This window comes from Amycolatopsis sp. NPDC043887 (assembly GCF_056435665.1).
Window position 1 is genome coordinate 85383 of record NZ_JBWKEB010000018.1, and the last position, 16255, is coordinate 101637.

Below are 16255 nucleotides of genomic sequence, written 5' to 3' on the forward strand. Positions count from 1 at the left end.
TTTTCTTTTTTTGGTGGGGTGAAAGGACTTCTCGGTTCCGGTAGAGAGGGGGGTCGTGAGTGGCGTTTCGGGTTCTAACCCGAAACGCCACTCACGACCGCCAAACGGGTCATATGGCCTCAAAGTAGACATTTCGTCGCCGGAAAGCGTCCCTTGTGGACACTCAGAGCGCAGCTGACTCCTGCCGGCCAGTCCGGAACCATGCCGCGAAGGCCGCCTCTCTGCTGTTGCCCCAGCGAAGGGGTGCTCCACCGCAGAGGCCCGATCACGCCACATTTGACTTACCCCTCAATAGAACGCTCATTGCCACTCACGACCCCGCGCAAAGTCACTCAAAGTATCCAAAATGGATACCGGCGCCTGGTTTGGTGTACCTTATGGACGGTCAGGAGCGCCCCGGGCCTCTTGGCGAGCCTACTCTCGCCGCTGACTAGATCATGTCGCTTTTGCCTTACCCCTCAGTAGTCACTTGAACGCCGCCGCGTTCCGCGCCGCCCAGTCGGCGAAGGTGCGCCCCGGTCGTCCGAGCACCTTCTCGACGTCGGGGCTGACCCGCTGCTCCTCCTCCGTCGGCCTGCCGAGGATCGAAAGCGTGGCCTCCACGACCACCGGCGGCATGAACTCCGACATCGCGGTGCGGGCCTCGTCTTCGCCCAGTTCGGCGAATCGCAGCGGTTCGCCGAGCGCGTCGCCGAGATCCGCCGCCTGCCGCCGGGGCGAGATCGGTTCGGGTCCGGTGAGCACGTAGGTCCGGCCGTGGTGTCCGGGTTCCCGCAGCACGGCCGCCGCGACGTCGGCGATGTCCGCCGGGTCGATGACGGGCAGCGCGACGTCGCCGAACGGCGCGGCGACGACGCGATCGGCCCGGATCGCCGGCGCCCACTGGAAGGCGTTCGACGCGAAGCCTCCCGGCTGCAGCACCGTCCACTTCGGACTCGCCGTCTTGACCGCCTCCTCGAACGCGGGCGCGTGCCGCCCGGTCGCGACCCCTTGGGAAGACAGGAGCACGATCTCGGCTTCACCGGCGGCAGCGACGACCTCGGCGACGTCACCGCCCGCCGCCAGGAATTCTCCCGACGTCAGAAGGAAAACCCGGTCCGCTCCGGCGAATATCTCCTTCAGTCCTTCGGTACGGGCGAGATCGGCCCGCACGGTCCGCACGCCCTCCGGCACGTCCGACGGCGAGATCCGGCGCGACACCGCCGTCACTTCTTCTCCTGCGGCGACAAGGTTTTCCACCAGCAGCCGTCCTACGTTCCCGGTCGCTCCGGTCACCACGATCATGGTCACTCCTCGGTTCGCGTTTCGTTGACGCGACCGAAGCTACCTTCCCGGTGATAGTAGGTACCTAGAGGAAAGTAATGGGAGAACCGCCCTTTCGTGAGCGCGATCACAACTTCGAAGACGCGAACGGCCGCTTAGGGTCGGGCACATGCCCGAAACCGCTCTCGGCCCGCTGCTCGTCCTCGACTTCTCGCGGGTGCTCGCCGGCCCGTTCGCCACCATGCTGCTGGCCGACCTCGGCGCGACGGTGATCAAGGTCGAGCGGCCGGGCACCGGCGACGACACCCGCAGCTGGGGACCGCCCTACGACGCCGCCGGTCAGGCGACGTACTTCCAGTCGGTGAACCGGAACAAGACGAGCGTGGCGCTGGACCTCGGCGACCCCGGCGATCTCGCCCAGGCCCGCGCGCTCGCGCTGGATGCCGACGTCGTGGTCGAGAACTTCCGGCCCGGCGTGATGGATCGGCTCGGGCTCGGCCCGGAGGTCCTGCTGGCGGCGAATCCCGGCCTCGTCCTTTGCTCCATCACGGGTTTCGGCTCCGGCGGCGGCGCCGCGCTGCCCGGTTACGATCTGCTCATCCAGGCCGTCGGCGGGCTGATGAGCATCACCGGCGACCCGGCGGGCGAGCCGCAGAAGGTCGGCGTCGCACTCGTCGACGTCCTGGCCGGGCTGTTCGCGAGTGTCGGCATCCTCGCCGCCCTGCGCCATCGCGACCGGACCGGGCAGGGGCAGCGGGTCGAGATCAACCTGCTGTCCAGCCTGCTCGCGGCGCTGGTCAACCAGGGCAGCGCCTACACCTCCGGCGGGACGGTCCCGGCGCGGATGGGCAACCGGCATCCCAGCATCGCGCCCTACGAACTCGTCCCCTGCGCCGATCACGAACTCGCGCTCGCCGTCGGCAACGACCGGCAGTTCGCGGCGTTGTGCGAGGTCATCGGCCTGCCGGAGCTCGCGGGCGACACCCGGTTCGCGACCAATCCGGCGCGGGTCGAGCACCGGGCCGAACTCCGCGCGCTGCTCGAAACGCATCTCGGCAAGCGTCCGGCGGCCGAGTGGGCGGCGGAGTTGAGCGCGGCCGGGGTGCCCGCCGGGGAGGTCAACGACATCGCGGGCGCGTTCGCGCTGGCCGAACGGCTCGGCCTGAGCCCGACGGTCGATCTCCCCCGGCCCGACGGCACGTCGGTGCGGCTGACCCGCAACCCGATCGGGTTGTCGGCGACGCCGCCGCGCTACGAGACCGCACCGCCGGACGACCCCGGGCAACTCACCCTTCCGTTGCCCGGCTGGATCTGACGGCGAGCCGTCAGCGGACTGTCAGAACTTCGTCAACACCGCCCGCGAAGCTCCGGCCATGACGAACAGGACAGTTCTCATCTCCGGCGCCAGCATCGCCGGTCCAGCCCTCGCCTTCTGGCTCTCCCGCCAGGGTTACGCGGTCACCGTCGTCGAGCGGTCGCCGGAACTCCGCGGCGGCGGCCAGGCGGTCGACTTCAAGGGCGCCACCCACCGCTTCGTGCTGGAGCGGATGGGCATCCTCGACGAGATCCGCGAGCACCAGACCGGTGGGCTCGACCAGACCATCGTCGACGCCGAGGGACGGCCGCTCGCCGTCCTGCCCGGCGAGTTCACCGGCGGCGACGTCGAGATCGGCCGCGGCGACCTGGCCCGGATCCTCCGCGCACGGTCCGAGCGGGACTGCGAGTACGTCTTCGGCGCCGACGGCATCCACTCCACCGTGCGGCGGCTGGCGTTCGGCCCGGAAGCCGACTACGTGGAACACCTCGGCCACTACTACGCCCTGGTCGAGACCGGCGAGACCGACGGCGGCCCGGCGGTGATGTACAACGAGCCCGGCCGCATGGCGGCCACCGGCGGGCCCAAGGCCAGCGCGTTCTCCGCTACGACCGGTACGACATCGGACAGCAGAAGGAGATCCTGGCCACCGCATTCGCCGGCGGCGGCTGGCGGCTGCCCGAACTGCTGGAGGTGGTGAAGCGCTCGGACGACGTCTACCTGGACTCGATCGCCCGGGTCGCGATGGACGGCTACTCCACCGGACGCGTCGCACTCCTCGGTGACGCGGCCTACGGCAACACCCTGGGCGGCTTCGGCACCGGGCTCGCGATCGTGGCCGCGTACGTCATCGCCGGCGAACTCGCCGCGGCGGACGGCGACCACGAGCTCGCCTTCCGCCGCTACGACGAGAAGTTCCGCGGCTACGCCAAGGTGGCCCGCACCGCGAACGCCGGCCCGTTCCTCGCGCCGCCGACGAACCTGCGGATCAAGCTCCGCGACCAGATGTTCCGGAGGCGGCTTCTGCTGCGCTCGATGCTGTGGGTGACCGACAAGCCGGCCACCGACATCACCCTCGACGAGTACCCCGCGCTCGCCCGTCAGAGCTGATTCAGAGCGGCGGCGCGGCACCATGGCCGCGCTCGTCCCCGGCTCCGTGCTCGGCGACCTGGAGCAGCAGTCCCGCCGCCACCCGCACGATCTCCCGTTCGGCTGGGGTCAGCGCTTCGCCGAGCGCCTGGGCCAGCCAGCGGTTGCCGTCCCGCACATGCTCTCGCAGGGCCTCTCGGCCGGCCTCGGTGATCACGATCCGCTGAGCCCGCCGGTCGCGCTCGTCGGGGCGCCGGGCCACGCGGCCTTCAGCCTCGAGCGCGTTCAGCACCCTGGTCAGCGACTGCGGCTGCAATCCCTCGATCGCGGCGAGCGCGCTGACGGTCAGCGGCCCGCTGTGCCGCAGGTTCGCCAGCACCGACGCGGCCAGCCTGCTCAGGCTCCGGTCTTCGCCGGGTTGCTCGGCCCGGAGACGGGACGACAACCGCGAAACGGCCCAGCGCACCGATTCGGCGGTCTGCGTGGCTGCACTCACGATACAACGCTAGCACTTGCCTTTTTTGCAGGAAACCCAGGTCCGATACGGGGATAAGCAAGCGTACGCTTTCTATATGCGTCCGAGTCCGTGGCGAGTGTTCTGGGGACTGCTGGAACACGATCTGCTCATCACCCGGAAGCAGCTCGGCGGGGTGCTGGCGCAGGTGCTCATGCAACCCCTGCTGATGCTGCTGGTGTTCGGGAAGGTCCTCGGCGCGCTCGGCTACACCCCGCCCGGCTACGCGCGGTTGCTCCTGCCCGGCCTCGTCGCGCTGAACGCCTTCTTCGCCGCCGCCCAGAACGCGTCCTTCCCGCTCGCCATGGAATTCGCCACCCGCACCATCGAGAACAGGCTGCGGGCGCCCGTGTCGCTCGCCTGGATCGTCGTCGAGCGGATCTTCGCGGCGGCGTCGCGAGGACTGGTCACGGCCGTTCTCATGGTCCCGGTCGGCGCGCTTGTGCTCGGTGAGCTGCCCTGGCGGGCGGCCGGGCTCCCGGCTGCGCTGGGGTACACCGTGCTCGGCGCGCTGGCGGGCGGCGCGGCCGGGGTGACGATCGGCTCACTCGTCTCCCCCGCCCGGATCGGGATCACCTTCTCGCTCGTGATGCCGCCGCTGCTGTTCACCGGTTCCGCCCAGTTCCCCTTCCCCGAACTCGCCGCGGTCCCCTGGTTCCGGGCGTTGTGCGCGCTGAACCCGATGACCTACGTCAGCGAAGGCCTGCGTGGCGCGCTGACGCCGCAGATCGCTCACCTGCCCGCGTGGCTGTGCGCGCTCGCGCTGGCCTTGGCGCTGATCGTGCTCACCCCCGCGGGTCTCTGGGCGTTCCGCCGCCGGGCGATCACCTGACTTCGGCGTGCGCCATCCGCGGCGCCGTGGTCGGCTGGGTTTCCCGCGTGACGTTTCCGGGGAAGCCGTGTCTTACATGGTGATGTGAAGGGAGCTTCGGCATGACGGCGCTGCACAGGTGCGCTCGATGACGACTTCGGAGAGAACCGAACCGCTCGCGGCCGGCGAAACCGTGCTGGACGACGCGACGCTGGTGGCGCGCGCCCGCGACGGCGAGATCCGCGCGTACGAGCAGCTCGTCCTGCGGTTCCAGGGGCCGATGTACCGGCTGGCGCTGCGGATGCTGGGGAACAAAGGCGACGCCGAGGACGTCGTCCAGGAGGTGTTCCTCGTCGCCTGGCGGCGGCTCGATCAGCTGCAGGAGGACGCGGCGTTCGTCGGCTGGCTCTACCGGATGACGACCAACCGGTGCCTGAACGTGATCCGCGCCAGGAAGCCGGTGGCCGACGTCGAACTGGACCAGCAGGAGTCCGCCGGTTCGGCGGGGCGGCCGGATCGCGCGGCCGAGACGAGCGCGCAGATGACGGCGCTGACCGGGGCGTTGGATCAGCTGACCGCCGAGCAACGGGCCTGCTGGCTGTTGCGCGAGGTCCACGGGCGCTCCTACGAGGAGATCGCGAAGGCGATCGGGGCGACCACCACCGCGGTGCGCGGACGCATCGCGCGAGCACGAGCACAGTTGGCGGAGGTGATGGCGCCATGGCGATGAACCACGCGACCCGGGACTACCTGCTGCCGTGCGGCCGTGATGTGGAACAGATCTGGGACCGGCTCGACGAGGTCGACGCCGGCCGGGCGGACACGCACGAACTCGACTGCCCGCACTGCCGGGCGACCCGCGAGAGCCTCCGGGTGCTGCGCGGGCTGACCAGGGAACTGGCCGAAGACGACGCCGAGCCCTCGCCGGATCTCACCAGCCGGATCATGTCCGCGATCCGCACCGAGGTGCGGCGCCGGGACCTGGTGCCGCTGGCCAGCCCGGAACCGGGCGACGTGCAGGTGAGCGATCAGGCGGTCGCGGCGGTGCTGCGGTTCGCCGCGGACTCCGTGGACGGTGTCCGCGCGCGGCGTTGCCGGGTCCACCGGTCGGGCGAAGACACCGACGCGCTGGCCGTGGACGTGGAGCTGAGCCTGGCGATCGCGCATGATTTCGACGGTGACTCGCTGGACCTCGTCCGCGAGCGGGTCACGGCGGCGGCCGGCGCCAGGGTGGGTCTCCGGCTGGCCCGGCTCGATCTGGTGGTGGAGGACATCTATGACGCGTGAGCAGGCCCCGGCCAGACCATCGGTCGAGACGGTGATCTCCCCTCCGGTGATCGCGGCCGTCGCCGCGCACGCCGCGGCCCGGGTCCCCGGCGTGGTCCGCCTGGAACCCGGATTGCGCGGGCTGGCCGGCTCGCTGACCCGGATCGCGCGGCAGCGGATCAAGGGCCTCGAACCGGCGCCGACGGAAGGCGTCCGCGCGTTCGTCGAGCACGATCCGCCGGACGTCCGGGTGGAGATCGACCTCTCCCTCTCCGGGCTGGACCAGGCCGCGGCGACAGCGCAGGCGGTACAGCGTGCCGTCGGCAAGGCGGTCACCGAGGCGACCGGGCTCACCCCGTCGGCCGTCTCGGTGTCCATTTTGGACATCGAAATCCGTGGAGGACTGTTGTGACCGCACGTTCCGAATTGACCGCGTCGCTGCTGAGCACGCTCCGCGAGGTGCCGGGGCTCCGCGCGGCGACACCGTCCACCACGGCCGCCGCCTCGGCGGTGCCGTGGGACCTCGACGTGATGGCCGTCGACATCTCCGAGAACGTCGTCGAGATCCGCGTGGTCGCGCTGGAGGTGCCGATCCCGCCGCTCACGGAGGTCGCCGGGGCCGCCCTGCGCACGGTGCTCACCGGAACCCCGTGGGAGAACGCGAGCCTGCGGATCGTCGTGACCGACGTGGACGCCGCCGCACTCGTTCCCTGACACGCAGATCGCGGTGGCCACGCCCGAGAGCGTGGCCACCGCGATCAGGGTGTGGGGACCTAGTTCTTGTTGGTGCCCGGGGTCAGCACCTTGTCGATGACGAAGACGGTGGCGTTCTTGGTGGGGATGTTGCCGCACAGCACCTTCGCGCCGTTGACGGTCATGTTCTCGCCGGAGCCCTCGATCTTGACCGGGCCGCCCGCGGTGTTCAGGCTCTCCACGGACTTGGCGGACTCCAGGCCCTTGGCGTCGTAACGCTTGCCGACGACGTGGTACTGCAGGATCGGGGCCAGCTCGTCCGGCTTGCCGGCCAGCTCGTTGAACTTGGCGTCGCCCAGTGCCTGGAAGGCGGGGTCCGCCGGGGCGAACACGGTGATGGCCTGCTGGCTGTTGAGCGTGTCGACCAGGTTGGTGGCCTTCACCGCGGCGACCAGCTTGGTCAGCAGCGGGTTGGTCGAGGCGGCGCTGGCGACCGGCTGCGGGCCCATCGAGTCCAGCGAACCGGGCGCACTGCCCTGCGGCAGCTGCGAACAGGCCGGGCCGAACACGTCGGCGTTGGTGGTGACGCCGTCACCGGAAGCGGCGCTGGACATCGGGGCCGACATCGACGAGGACGGGGCGGGCGCGGGGGCGCTGCTGGAGCTGCCGGACGAAGCGCTGTCGTTGCTGCTGCAGGCGGACAGTGCCAGCGCGGCGACCGCGGTGAAACCGATTCCTGCGACGCGAAGCTTGCTCACGGAAAATCACTCCATTTGTTTTTCGGACTCTTGCCGGGTATTCGGACCTACCGCGAAATCGGATTGCCACCCTTTCGAGTGACGCCGATCACCGTGCGGTGAAACTGATGACATGCCAGCCCGTCGCGCCGTCCGGAACGGTTCCCGCACGGGCGTCGGTCTGGGTGTAGCCGGATTTGTCGACGGCCCGGACGGTGACCTGATGACTCCCCGCCGGGACCTCGAATTCACTCCACCACATCCGCCAGGTGTCGATGTTCACCTCGCGGGAAAGCGTTGCGGGCTGCCAGTTTCCACTCGCGCCGAGCCGGACTTCGACCCGCTCGACACCGGTGTGCTGCGCCCACGCCACGCCCGAGATCCGGACCTTGCCCGCGGGTACCGTTTCGAATCCTTTCGGGCTGTCGATCCTGGACTGCGTTTTGATCGGGGCCTGTTCACCCCAGCCACGGTCGAGCCAGTACGCGCGGCGCGCTTTCCAGGTGGTGATCTCCAGGTCTTGGACCCATTTCGTCGCCGAAACATAGCCGTAGAGACCGGGGATCACCATTCGCGCGGGAAAACCATGTTCGACCGGGAGCGGTTCGCCGTTCATCCCGATCGCCAGCATCGCGCCCCGCTCCGGGTCGAGCGCGGCCACGACCGGGCTGCCCGCCGTCCAGCCGTCGACACTGGTGGAGAAGATCTGCTCGGCACCGGGCAGGACTTCGGCCTCCCGCAGCAGATCCCCGAGGTCGACGCCGATGAAGTTCGCCGTGGACACGTAGGTCCCGCCGACCTCGTTGGACACGCAGGTCATGGTGATGGTGCGCTCGATCAGCGGCCGGTTGCGGATGTCGTCGTAGCCGAACCGTTTTTCGTTGCGCACCATGCCGTGCAGCCGGAGGCTCCAGTCCTCGGCGCGGACCTGCGGCACCGACAGCGCGGTGTCGACGCGGTAGAAGTCACGGTTCGAGGTGAGGAACGTCGGCGTGCCCAGTTTGGCGAAATCCGCGTCGGCCGGGATCGGCGGTGCCGGCTTCGCGGGAACGAGCCGTCCGATAGCCGTCCGGGAAGACTCCGCGTCTCGAGTGCCGGCGAGGAGCTGCCCTCCGGCGCCCGCCGCACCCGCGGCGACGACGGCACCGGCTCCGGCCAGCAGCACCGACCTGCGGGACGGGGCGGCGCCGGAAGGCTCCTCCTCGGCCCGCGACCTGGCCGAGGCCAGGCGATGCAACCAGAGGAAGACGCCGACCCCTGCGATCAGGCTGGCCAGCGGCGCGAGCAGAGCGACCAGGGAGAGGTCGGGACGCTGCGACACGGCGAGTCCGCCCAGCAGACCGAAGGCGGCGATCAGCACGACCCCCGGAACGGGCGACCGGCGCGAGACGATTCCCGCCACGGCGGCGGCGAGCACCATCACGACGGCCATCCCGCCGAGCAGGACGAGCTTGTCGTAGACGCCGAACGTCCGGACCGCGAAGTCCTTCAGCTCCACCGGCGTCAGATCGATCGCCCCGTTGCCGACCGCGAGGTACGGCGAGGCGTTGACGCTGATGAACCCGGCCACCAGATGACCGGCCGCCAGTGCCGCGGCGAGGGCCACGACACCGATCAGCGCCGCCCCGAAGAGAGGGAGGCGTGGTTCCCGGGCGGCCCGCGAAGTCTTCATGCCAGGTATTCGGCACGGACGGGTCCGCGGACAGGTCGTGAGTGGCGATTCGGGTTAGGGCCAAGAGCGCTTGGGTACACCATTGACCACAACAGGCACACCGGCCGCGCGTGAAGGCCCCCTTCCCTCGGCTCAGCCGAGGAAACTCGACCTTCACACCTTGCCAAGTGCAGGAAGGCACGGGGCTCCGGCACCGAGCCCACCGAACGCCTCGTGAGTGGCGATTCGGGTTAGAGCCAACGGTGTCTTGAGTACCTACCGGAGGTGGCTGCCGGTCGATCGCGGGTCCGTGAAGGCCTCCTTCCCTACGCTCAAGGTAGGGAAGGAGGCCTTCACGGACACCAGAACGCCGGCAACGGCACGTTAAGGCTGGTCCAGGTCCCTCGTGAGTGGTAACGACGGTTAGAACCCGAATCGCCACTCACGACCCACGCGGCCACCCACCCGAGTTGCCCTGCCCACCCCGGCTTGCATGGTCATACACTCCTATGCATATACTTCCATCATGTCCAAGGTACTCACCTCTCTGCCTGTCGGCGAACGCGTCGGGATCGCCTTCTCCGGCGGCCTCGACACCTCGGTAGCGGTCGCGTGGATGCGCGAGAAGGGTGCAGTGCCGTGCACCTACACCGCTGACATCGGCCAGTACGACGAACCCGACATCGCGTCGGTCCCGGGCCGGGCGAAGGCCTACGGCGCCGAGATCGCGCGCGCCGTCGACTGCAAGGCCGCGCTGGTCGAGGAAGGGCTCGCGGCGCTGGCCTGCGGCGCCTTCCACATCCGCAACGGCGGCCGCACCTACTTCAACACGACACCGCTCGGCCGCGCGGTCACCGGCACGCTGCTGGTTCGCGCGATGCTCGAGGACGACGTCCAGATCTGGGGCGACGGGTCCACCTTCAAGGGCAACGACATCGAGCGGTTCTACCGCTACGGGCTGCTCGCGAACCCGTCCCTGCGGATCTACAAGCCGTGGCTGGACGCCGCGTTCGTCAGCGAGCTCGGCGGCCGCAAGGAGATGTCCGAGTGGCTGCAGGCCCACGGCCTGCCGTACCGGGACAGCACCGAGAAGGCCTACTCCACCGACGCGAACATCTGGGGCGCGACGCACGAGGCCAAGTCGCTGGAACACCTCGACACCGGCATCGAGATCGTGAACCCGATCATGGGCGTCCGGTTCTGGGACCCCGAGGTCGAGATCGCGCCGGAGGACGTCACGATCGGCTTCGAACAGGGCCGCCCGGTGACGATCAACGGCAAGGAGTTCGCCACCGCGGTCGACCTGGTCCTGGAGGCCAACGCCATCGGCGGGCGGCACGGGCTCGGCATGTCCGACCAGATCGAGAACCGGATCATCGAGGCCAAGAGCCGCGGTATCTACGAGGCGCCGGGCATGGCGCTGCTGCACGCGGCGTACGAGCGGCTCGTCAACGCGATCCACAACGAGGACACCCTCGCCAGCTACCACAACGAAGGCCGTCGTCTCGGCAGGCTCATGTACGAAGGCCGCTGGCTGGACCCGCAGGCGATGATGCTGCGCGAATCGCTGCAGCGGTGGGTCGGCGCGGCCGTCACCGGCGAGGTCACCCTCCGGCTGCGGCGCGGTGAGGACTACTCGATCCTCGACACCACCGGCCCGTTCTTCAGCTACCACCCGGACAAGCTGTCCATGGAGCGCACCGAGGACTCGGCGTTCGGCCCGGTGGACCGGATCGGCCAGCTCACCATGCGGAACCTCGACATCGCGGACTCACGCGCCAAGCTCGAGCAGTACGCCGGGCTCGGCATGGTCGGCGGCGGGCACCCGACGCTGATCGGCGCCGCGCAGGCCGCGTCGACCGGCCTGATCGGGGCCATGGACGCGGGCGGCGCGCAGGCGATCGCCTCGCGCGGCAAGGCTTCGGCCGAGGACGAACTGCTGGACCACGCCGCGATCGAATCCGGCACGGACTGACCCGGACGAACGGGACGCGAAAGCGCCGGGCGCGCGGCATCGAAGCCGTTCGCCCGGCGCTGTTCTCTATCCGGTCAGCCGCCGAACTTCGACCGCCGTTCGGCCAGCTCGCCGACCAGACGGCTGACCTCGACCTCCCCGACCGCCTGGGCCAGCACGGCGACCGACGCGATGCTCTCGATCCGGTACTGGACCGGCACCCCGCCGGAGGCACGTGACCGCGCCTCGGCATCCGCCTTCTTCTCCGCTTCGACGGACGAGAAGACGCTCCCGGCCCCGCCATTGACACAGCTGATCGAGGCCGAGCCGTTCAACGGCAGGCTGGCGGTTTCCCGGCAACTGCCCGCCGAGCGGCCACCGATGGTCACGTTCGCGGTCATCGTGGCGTTGACCTGGCCGCTGACCTTCCCACCGTTGTTCGCCGAGGCGGAGTTGGACACGTTCGCCGTCACCGTGCAGCCCGCCGAACTGCACGCGACGGTGGCCGCGCCGTCCATGTCGAACCGCACGCTGGTGTCGACGGCGCCGGACAGCTTCTGGGCGTTCACCATCAGGGTCTCGTAAACGGCGCTGGTCTCTTGAGGCGACAGAGCGTCCACATCGGACTCGCCGAGGCCGGCGCCGGACGGCATCGACGGCCGTGACTCCGCGCCGGGCATGGACGGTATCCCGCCGGGCATCTTCACGGAGTAGCGGAGAAGACGGTGCGGTGCCTCCTTCGAGACGTACAGGTCACCCGCGGGCGTGCTCGCCTTGAGCGCCGGAACGTCCCGGACGGTCTCGTTCTGGTCCCCGGGGATCTCGTCCGCCTGGTCCAGCGCCGCGCGCAACCGGGCGGCGAGCTTCTCCGGGGATTCGAACTGCTGCAGAGCCGGGCCGAACAGCGCGTCCTCGCCGGTCATCCACCGGTCCTTGAGCTCGTCGGTCCCGCCGGCGTCCGCCATCGCCCCGGGCAGCATGCCGTCCGGCGCCTTGAAGTAGACCTTGCCGCCGACGACCAGGATGTCGATCTTCTTGCCCTGGAAGGACAACGTGCCGGACGTCTCGCCGTACGCGGTGGTCTTGACGTCCGTCTTGATCATCCCACCGACGGTGGACGTGCTGTTCCGGACGGCGGGCGCCGAGGAAAGGCCGGCGAGTGCCTGCTCGAAGGGTTCACGGCCCGCCTTCGACGGCCACAGCAGCCAGGTCGTCAGACCCGCGAGGAGCACCAGCACCAGTCCGGCGATCCCGCCGAACAGCAGCCACCGGGGTTTCCGGGCGGGCGGCGCCGGTACCGGTTGCGGGACCCAGCCCTGCGGCGGCGGCCACTGCGCGCCTCCGGGTGGGAATGATTGCTCCACGTCGCCCTCCATCACTGTTTTCACCGGACGACCTCACGCTATGGAGGGATGATGAAAACTTGATGAAACGCGACCGGGTGCCCCGGCCGCGCCGGGCGGACGCGGCCGGGGAGTCTCGTCAGCCCTTGCGCGCGAACGAGATCCGGTGCAGTCCGCCGGGCTGTTCGTCGGCCAGGTACAGCTCGCCGTTCTGGTCGGTGCCGAACGTCGTGGCGTCGAGCGGGAATTCGCCGATCCGGGCGCTTTCGTAGGTGCCGTCGGTCTTCTTGCGGACGGCCCAGGCCGTCCCCTGGCAGAAGTCGGTGGCGAGATAGGTCCCGCCCGCCAGTGCCGCGTACTTCTTGCCGCGGTAGACGTGCCCGCCGATCACCGCGCAGCCTTCCGCGCCGGAGATGTAGTGGAAGACCGGCTCGGTGTAGGTCACGCCGTCCTCGCAGCGCGTCTCGTCGAACACGACCGGCCCCTCTTTGCAGGACCAGCCGAAGTTCGCGCCGCCCTTGCCCTTGGCGAGGTGGTCGACCTCCTCGAACCGGCCCTGGCCGACGTCGCCGATCCACAGCGAACCGTCGGCGGGGTCGAAGGAGAACCGCCACGGATTGCGGAGCCCGTACGACCAGATCTCCGGACGCGCGCCCGCGACGCCGACGAACGGATTACCTGCCGGGACGCAGTACTTCAGCGGACGGCACGCGCGGTTCACGTCGATACGCAGGATCTTGCCCAGCAACGTGTCCAGGCGCTGCCCACTGGCCAGCGGATCGCCGCCTCCGCCGCCGTCACCGATCCCCCAGTACAGATACCCGTCCGGACCGAACGCCAGCTGGCCGCCGTTGTGGTTGGGGAACTCGGAATGCGGCTGGGTGATCAGCTCGGTGAGCTCGCCGGTGTCCAGCCGGACGCGGGACAGCGTCACCGCGCTGTCGGACTTGCGGGTGTACGCGACGTAAGCCCGCCTGTCCTTGGCGATCGCCAGGCCGAGCAGCCCGCGCTCGACGTCCGCGCCGTTCACCTTGTCGCTGATGTCCAGAACCGGCTTGGCGGCGAGCCCGGTCCGGGGATGGTAGGCCCGGACGACGCCTCTCTTCTCCACGATGAGGATCCGGCCGCTCCCGTCGTTCAGTGCCGTGATCGCGGTCGGATTGACCAGCCCGGACGCGACCTTGGTCGCCGTGGCGGTCAGCTCGCCGAGCGGAACACCCCGCGTTTCCCGGGGTTCCGCACTACTCGCGGTCGGGAGCAGCGCGCCCGCCAAGGCGAGTCCGGCCACCAGGGACAACCCCCGGCGGAGGTGCCGTCGCGTCATGAGGGACTCCAATCGCCAGTGAATGGTCTGGTCCAATTCAACAGCGACCGGAGGAGCGCCGGTACCTCCATTCGCGAGCTTTCCGTCGGTTTCTTTCCCCCGGAGAATCGTTCTCTACCCGCCCAAGATCGTTTTCCTGACGTTCACCCTTCGTTCGGGGCAATTCGGACATCAGCCATACCCCTGAGTAGCGGCTTGTGAGACCTCTGTATGCTCCGCTCTCGCTCGATGGGATTAGTTATCCCCCGATCGGGCGAGCCGTTGCGGTCGGGGCCTGTGGTCGCATGCGGCGCTGGCATTCGTGGTCCGTATCCGGATGGGAGACACATGCACGGCAGGTCAGTTCTGGTTCGCGGCGGGATCGCGGTGGCCACCGCGGCCGTCGCGTTGACGATGGCCGCTCCGGCCGCCCTCGCCGATGACGGCGCGGCGCGGGGCCGGGTCGTCCAAAAAGAGGGCAATGGCGGGTTCGGCGTCAACTTCGAGAACGGCAAGCCCGCCGACACGGTGCTGTTCACGCTGAAGCTGTCGGACGGCAGCAAGCTCAAGATGTACTGCGTGCAGGTCGAGGTCGGCATGCGCACCGATCAGGACATGATCGAACGTCCGTGGAACAAGTACCCGGACACCAACTCGCCGTTCAACAAGAACAGCGCGAAGCTCAACTGGGTGCTGCACCACGGCTACCCGGCGGCGTCGGTCAAGGCGCTCGAGGGCACGCTCGGCAAGAGCGACGTCAAGCTCAACGGCGGCCTCTCCGTCAAGGAGGCCATCACCGCGACGCAGGCCGCGGTCTGGCACTTCAGTGACGGCAAGGACCTGAAGCGCGCCAACCCGATTTCGGGCGGCGCCGCGGAAGACTCCGCCGATGTGCTGGCCCTCTACGACTACCTCGTCGGCAAGGACAACGCCGGCATCGGCCAGCAGCCGAAGCCGACCCTGAACATCGGCCCGGCCAAGGCCGACGGCGCCACCGGTACCCGGATCGGCCCGTTCAGCATCGCCACGAGCGGTGACATCACCGAGCTGACGAGCAAGCTGCCCGAGGGTGTCAAGGTCACCGACGCCGACGGCAAGGAGATCAAGGCCGCCGACGTCAAGGACGGCACCAAGGTCTACGTCGACGTCCCCAAGGACGCCAAGGACGGCTCCGGCTCGTTCTCGCTGAAGGTCAGCGGCCACCTCGACACCGGCCGCCTGTTCGTGGGCGAGAACTACGACAAGGTGCCCGCCCAGTCCCTGATCGTCGCGGAGTCCGAGAAGACCTCGGTCGTCGCGAACGCGACCGCGAGCTGGAAGCAGGGCGGCGCGCCCGTCACCGAAACCCCGGCCCCCACCACCCCCGGTGGCGCCGAATCGGGTGGCGGCGACGAGCTGGCCAACACCGGTGCTTCCGCGACCATGCCGCTGATCATCGGCGGCGCGCTCCTCGGCGCGGGTGTGCTGATGGTGCTGCTGGTGCGCCGTCGCCGTAGCGAGGCGTAAGAAGCGAACGACGAGCGGGGCCGGTCCTTTGTGGACCGGCCCCGCTTTCGCGTTCACCGCTCGTAGTGCGTGCCCGGCGTATGCCCGAAGGCGCGGCGGAAGACGTCGATGAACGCGCTGGTGGACGACCAGCCGCAAGCATGCGCCACCGCGGTCACCGGGGTGTCCTCGGCCAGAAGGACCAAAGCGCGGCAGAGCCGCAGCTGCGTGCGCCATTGCGGAAAGGTCATGCCGAGGTCGGCTTTGAAGAGCCGTGCCAGGGTGCGATCACTCGCCCCCACCCGCGCGCCGAGAGCGGCCAGCGTCCGGTTGTCGGCCGGATCGGCGCTGAGGATCTCGCACAGTGCGCGCAGCCGCGGGTCGGCGGGCGTCGGCAGGTGCAGAGGTTGCTGCGGCGAGACGCGAAGCCGATCGAGCAGTACCGCGCGCAGCCGCCGTCGTTCCGGGGTGTCGTCGTGCGGCGGATCGGTGTAGGCGCGGATGAGTTCGCGCAGGAGCGGTCCGACGGCCAGCACGCTCGGTTCGGTCAGCCGCAACGGGTTCACGGTGGCGGGCAGGCCGACGAGGCGGAGTTCGAGGTCGCCGTGCGCCTGATGGGCGTGCACGGTCCCGGCGGGCACCCAGATGGCCCTCGTGGCGGGCGCGACCCAGGAGCCCCTGTCGGTGGTGATGGCCAGTACGCCGCGAGCGGCGTAGGCGACCTGGTGATCGTCGTGGCGGTGCGCGTCGATCGTCGTGCCGGAGGCCAGGGACCGGACCTGGGTCGGCGCCGCGGACATGTGGCGGATTTCCGTCATTGGTTGTCATTTT

Annotated in this window: 15 protein-coding genes and 1 pseudogene; 9 read left to right on the plus strand and 7 right to left on the minus strand. The window is 69.4% G+C overall.

What is annotated here, in order from left to right:
- Positions 1-465 precede the first annotated feature (465 nt).
- Positions 466-1284, minus strand: a complete 819-nt coding sequence (locus AC069H_RS35840; protein ID WP_478235293.1) for an NAD(P)H-binding protein — start codon at positions 1282-1284, stop codon at positions 466-468.
- A 148-nt stretch (positions 1285-1432) separates the two neighbouring features.
- Between AC069H_RS35840 and AC069H_RS35845 the strand changes: the two genes are divergently transcribed.
- Both AC069H_RS35845 and AC069H_RS35850 read left to right on the plus strand, forming a co-directional pair.
- Positions 1433-2578: a CaiB/BaiF CoA transferase family protein gene (locus tag AC069H_RS35845; RefSeq protein WP_478227428.1), complete on the plus strand. Its 1146-nt coding sequence runs from the start codon at positions 1433-1435 to the stop codon at positions 2576-2578.
- A gap of 58 nt (positions 2579-2636) precedes the next feature.
- A pseudogene (locus AC069H_RS35850) lies at positions 2637-3688 on the plus strand (Rossmann-fold NAD(P)-binding domain-containing protein).
- Position 3689: 1 nt separating this feature from the next.
- Here AC069H_RS35850 and AC069H_RS35855 read toward each other — a convergent pair.
- Positions 3690-4163, minus strand: coding sequence for a MarR family winged helix-turn-helix transcriptional regulator (locus AC069H_RS35855; RefSeq protein WP_478227429.1), 474 nt, complete (start codon positions 4161-4163; stop codon positions 3690-3692).
- A gap of 76 nt (positions 4164-4239) precedes the next feature.
- On the opposite strand from AC069H_RS35855, the gene AC069H_RS35860 reads away from it, so the two are divergent.
- The 5 genes from AC069H_RS35860 to AC069H_RS35880 all read left to right on the plus strand — a co-directional run bounded on the left by AC069H_RS35860 (position 4240) and on the right by AC069H_RS35880 (position 6972).
- On the plus strand, positions 4240-5013 hold the full coding sequence (locus AC069H_RS35860) for an ABC transporter permease (protein ID WP_478235294.1): 774 nt from the start codon (positions 4240-4242) through the stop codon (positions 5011-5013).
- 127 nt (positions 5014-5140) lie between these two features.
- Positions 5141-5722 carry an RNA polymerase sigma factor gene (locus tag AC069H_RS35865; RefSeq protein WP_340684068.1) on the plus strand — a complete coding sequence of 194 codons (582 nt, stop codon included), beginning with the start codon at positions 5141-5143 and terminating at the stop codon, positions 5720-5722.
- Positions 5713-6279, plus strand: coding sequence for an Asp23/Gls24 family envelope stress response protein (locus tag AC069H_RS35870; RefSeq protein WP_478227431.1), 567 nt, complete (start codon positions 5713-5715; stop codon positions 6277-6279). The genes AC069H_RS35865 and AC069H_RS35870 overlap by 10 nt, the downstream gene beginning before the upstream one ends.
- Positions 6269-6670: an Asp23/Gls24 family envelope stress response protein gene (locus AC069H_RS35875; protein ID WP_478227432.1), complete on the plus strand. Its 402-nt coding sequence runs from the start codon at positions 6269-6271 to the stop codon at positions 6668-6670. Before AC069H_RS35870 ends, AC069H_RS35875 begins: the two co-directional genes overlap by 11 nt.
- Entirely contained in the window at positions 6667-6972 is a 306-nt protein-coding gene (locus AC069H_RS35880) for a hypothetical protein (RefSeq protein ID WP_340684071.1), read from the plus strand. The genes AC069H_RS35875 and AC069H_RS35880 overlap by 4 nt, the downstream gene beginning before the upstream one ends.
- 59 nt (positions 6973-7031) lie before the next feature.
- Here the strand turns inward: AC069H_RS35880 and AC069H_RS35885 are convergent, their stop codons facing one another.
- Entirely contained in the window at positions 7032-7709 is a 678-nt protein-coding gene (locus AC069H_RS35885) for a fasciclin domain-containing protein (RefSeq protein WP_478227433.1), read from the minus strand.
- Between the two features lie 88 nt (positions 7710-7797).
- A complete protein-coding gene (locus AC069H_RS35890) occupies positions 7798-9360 on the minus strand; it encodes a molybdopterin-dependent oxidoreductase (RefSeq protein WP_478235295.1) in 1563 nt (520 codons plus the stop codon).
- A 505-nt stretch (positions 9361-9865) separates the two neighbouring features.
- On the opposite strand from AC069H_RS35890, the gene argG reads away from it, so the two are divergent.
- A complete protein-coding gene (argG, locus tag AC069H_RS35895; protein ID WP_378436634.1) occupies positions 9866-11314 on the plus strand; it encodes an argininosuccinate synthase in 1449 nt (482 codons plus the stop codon).
- 74 nt (positions 11315-11388) lie between these two features.
- Here argG and AC069H_RS35900 read toward each other — a convergent pair whose 3' ends face one another.
- Both AC069H_RS35900 and AC069H_RS35905 read right to left on the minus strand, forming a co-directional pair.
- The gene (locus AC069H_RS35900) at positions 11389-12657 is read right to left on the minus strand and encodes an SON protein (protein ID WP_478235296.1); all 1269 of its coding nucleotides are present in this window, start codon (positions 12655-12657) and stop codon (positions 11389-11391) included.
- A 118-nt stretch (positions 12658-12775) separates the two neighbouring features.
- Complete coding sequence (locus tag AC069H_RS35905; protein WP_478227436.1) at positions 12776-13960, minus strand: PQQ-dependent sugar dehydrogenase; 1185 nt, start codon at positions 13958-13960, stop codon at positions 12776-12778.
- A gap of 327 nt (positions 13961-14287) precedes the next feature.
- Between AC069H_RS35905 and AC069H_RS35910 the strand changes: the two genes are divergently transcribed.
- On the plus strand, positions 14288-15445 hold the full coding sequence (locus AC069H_RS35910) for a thioester domain-containing protein (protein WP_478227437.1): 1158 nt from the start codon (positions 14288-14290) through the stop codon (positions 15443-15445).
- Between the two features lie 53 nt (positions 15446-15498).
- On the opposite strand, the gene AC069H_RS35915 is transcribed toward AC069H_RS35910, so the two are convergent.
- Positions 15499-16242 carry an AraC family transcriptional regulator gene (locus AC069H_RS35915; protein ID WP_478235297.1) on the minus strand — a complete coding sequence of 248 codons (744 nt, stop codon included), beginning with the start codon at positions 16240-16242 and terminating at the stop codon, positions 15499-15501.
- Positions 16243-16255 lie beyond the last annotated feature (13 nt).

Excerpts from the sequence above, each read along its gene's own strand:
- AC069H_RS35905 (WP_478227436.1), bottom strand. The coding sequence starts at position 13,960 with ATGACGCGACGGCACCTCCGCCGGGGGTTGTCCCTGGTGGCCGGACTC.
- AC069H_RS35865 (WP_340684068.1), top strand. The coding sequence starts at position 5,141 with ATGACGACTTCGGAGAGAACCGAACCGCTCGCGGCCGGCGAAACCGTG.
- AC069H_RS35890 (WP_478235295.1), bottom strand. The coding sequence starts at position 9,360 with ATGAAGACTTCGCGGGCCGCCCGGGAACCACGCCTCCCTCTCTTCGGG.
- AC069H_RS35860 (WP_478235294.1), top strand. The coding sequence starts at position 4,240 with ATGCGTCCGAGTCCGTGGCGAGTGTTCTGGGGACTGCTGGAACACGAT.
- AC069H_RS35845 (WP_478227428.1), top strand. The coding sequence starts at position 1,433 with ATGCCCGAAACCGCTCTCGGCCCGCTGCTCGTCCTCGACTTCTCGCGG.
- AC069H_RS35910 (WP_478227437.1), top strand. The coding sequence starts at position 14,288 with ATGCACGGCAGGTCAGTTCTGGTTCGCGGCGGGATCGCGGTGGCCACC.
- argG (WP_378436634.1), top strand. The coding sequence starts at position 9,866 with ATGTCCAAGGTACTCACCTCTCTGCCTGTCGGCGAACGCGTCGGGATC.
- AC069H_RS35870 (WP_478227431.1), top strand. The coding sequence starts at position 5,713 with ATGGCGATGAACCACGCGACCCGGGACTACCTGCTGCCGTGCGGCCGT.
- AC069H_RS35915 (WP_478235297.1), bottom strand. The coding sequence starts at position 16,242 with ATGACGGAAATCCGCCACATGTCCGCGGCGCCGACCCAGGTCCGGTCC.
- AC069H_RS35875 (WP_478227432.1), top strand. The coding sequence starts at position 6,269 with ATGACGCGTGAGCAGGCCCCGGCCAGACCATCGGTCGAGACGGTGATC.
- AC069H_RS35840 (WP_478235293.1), bottom strand. The coding sequence starts at position 1,284 with ATGATCGTGGTGACCGGAGCGACCGGGAACGTAGGACGGCTGCTGGTG.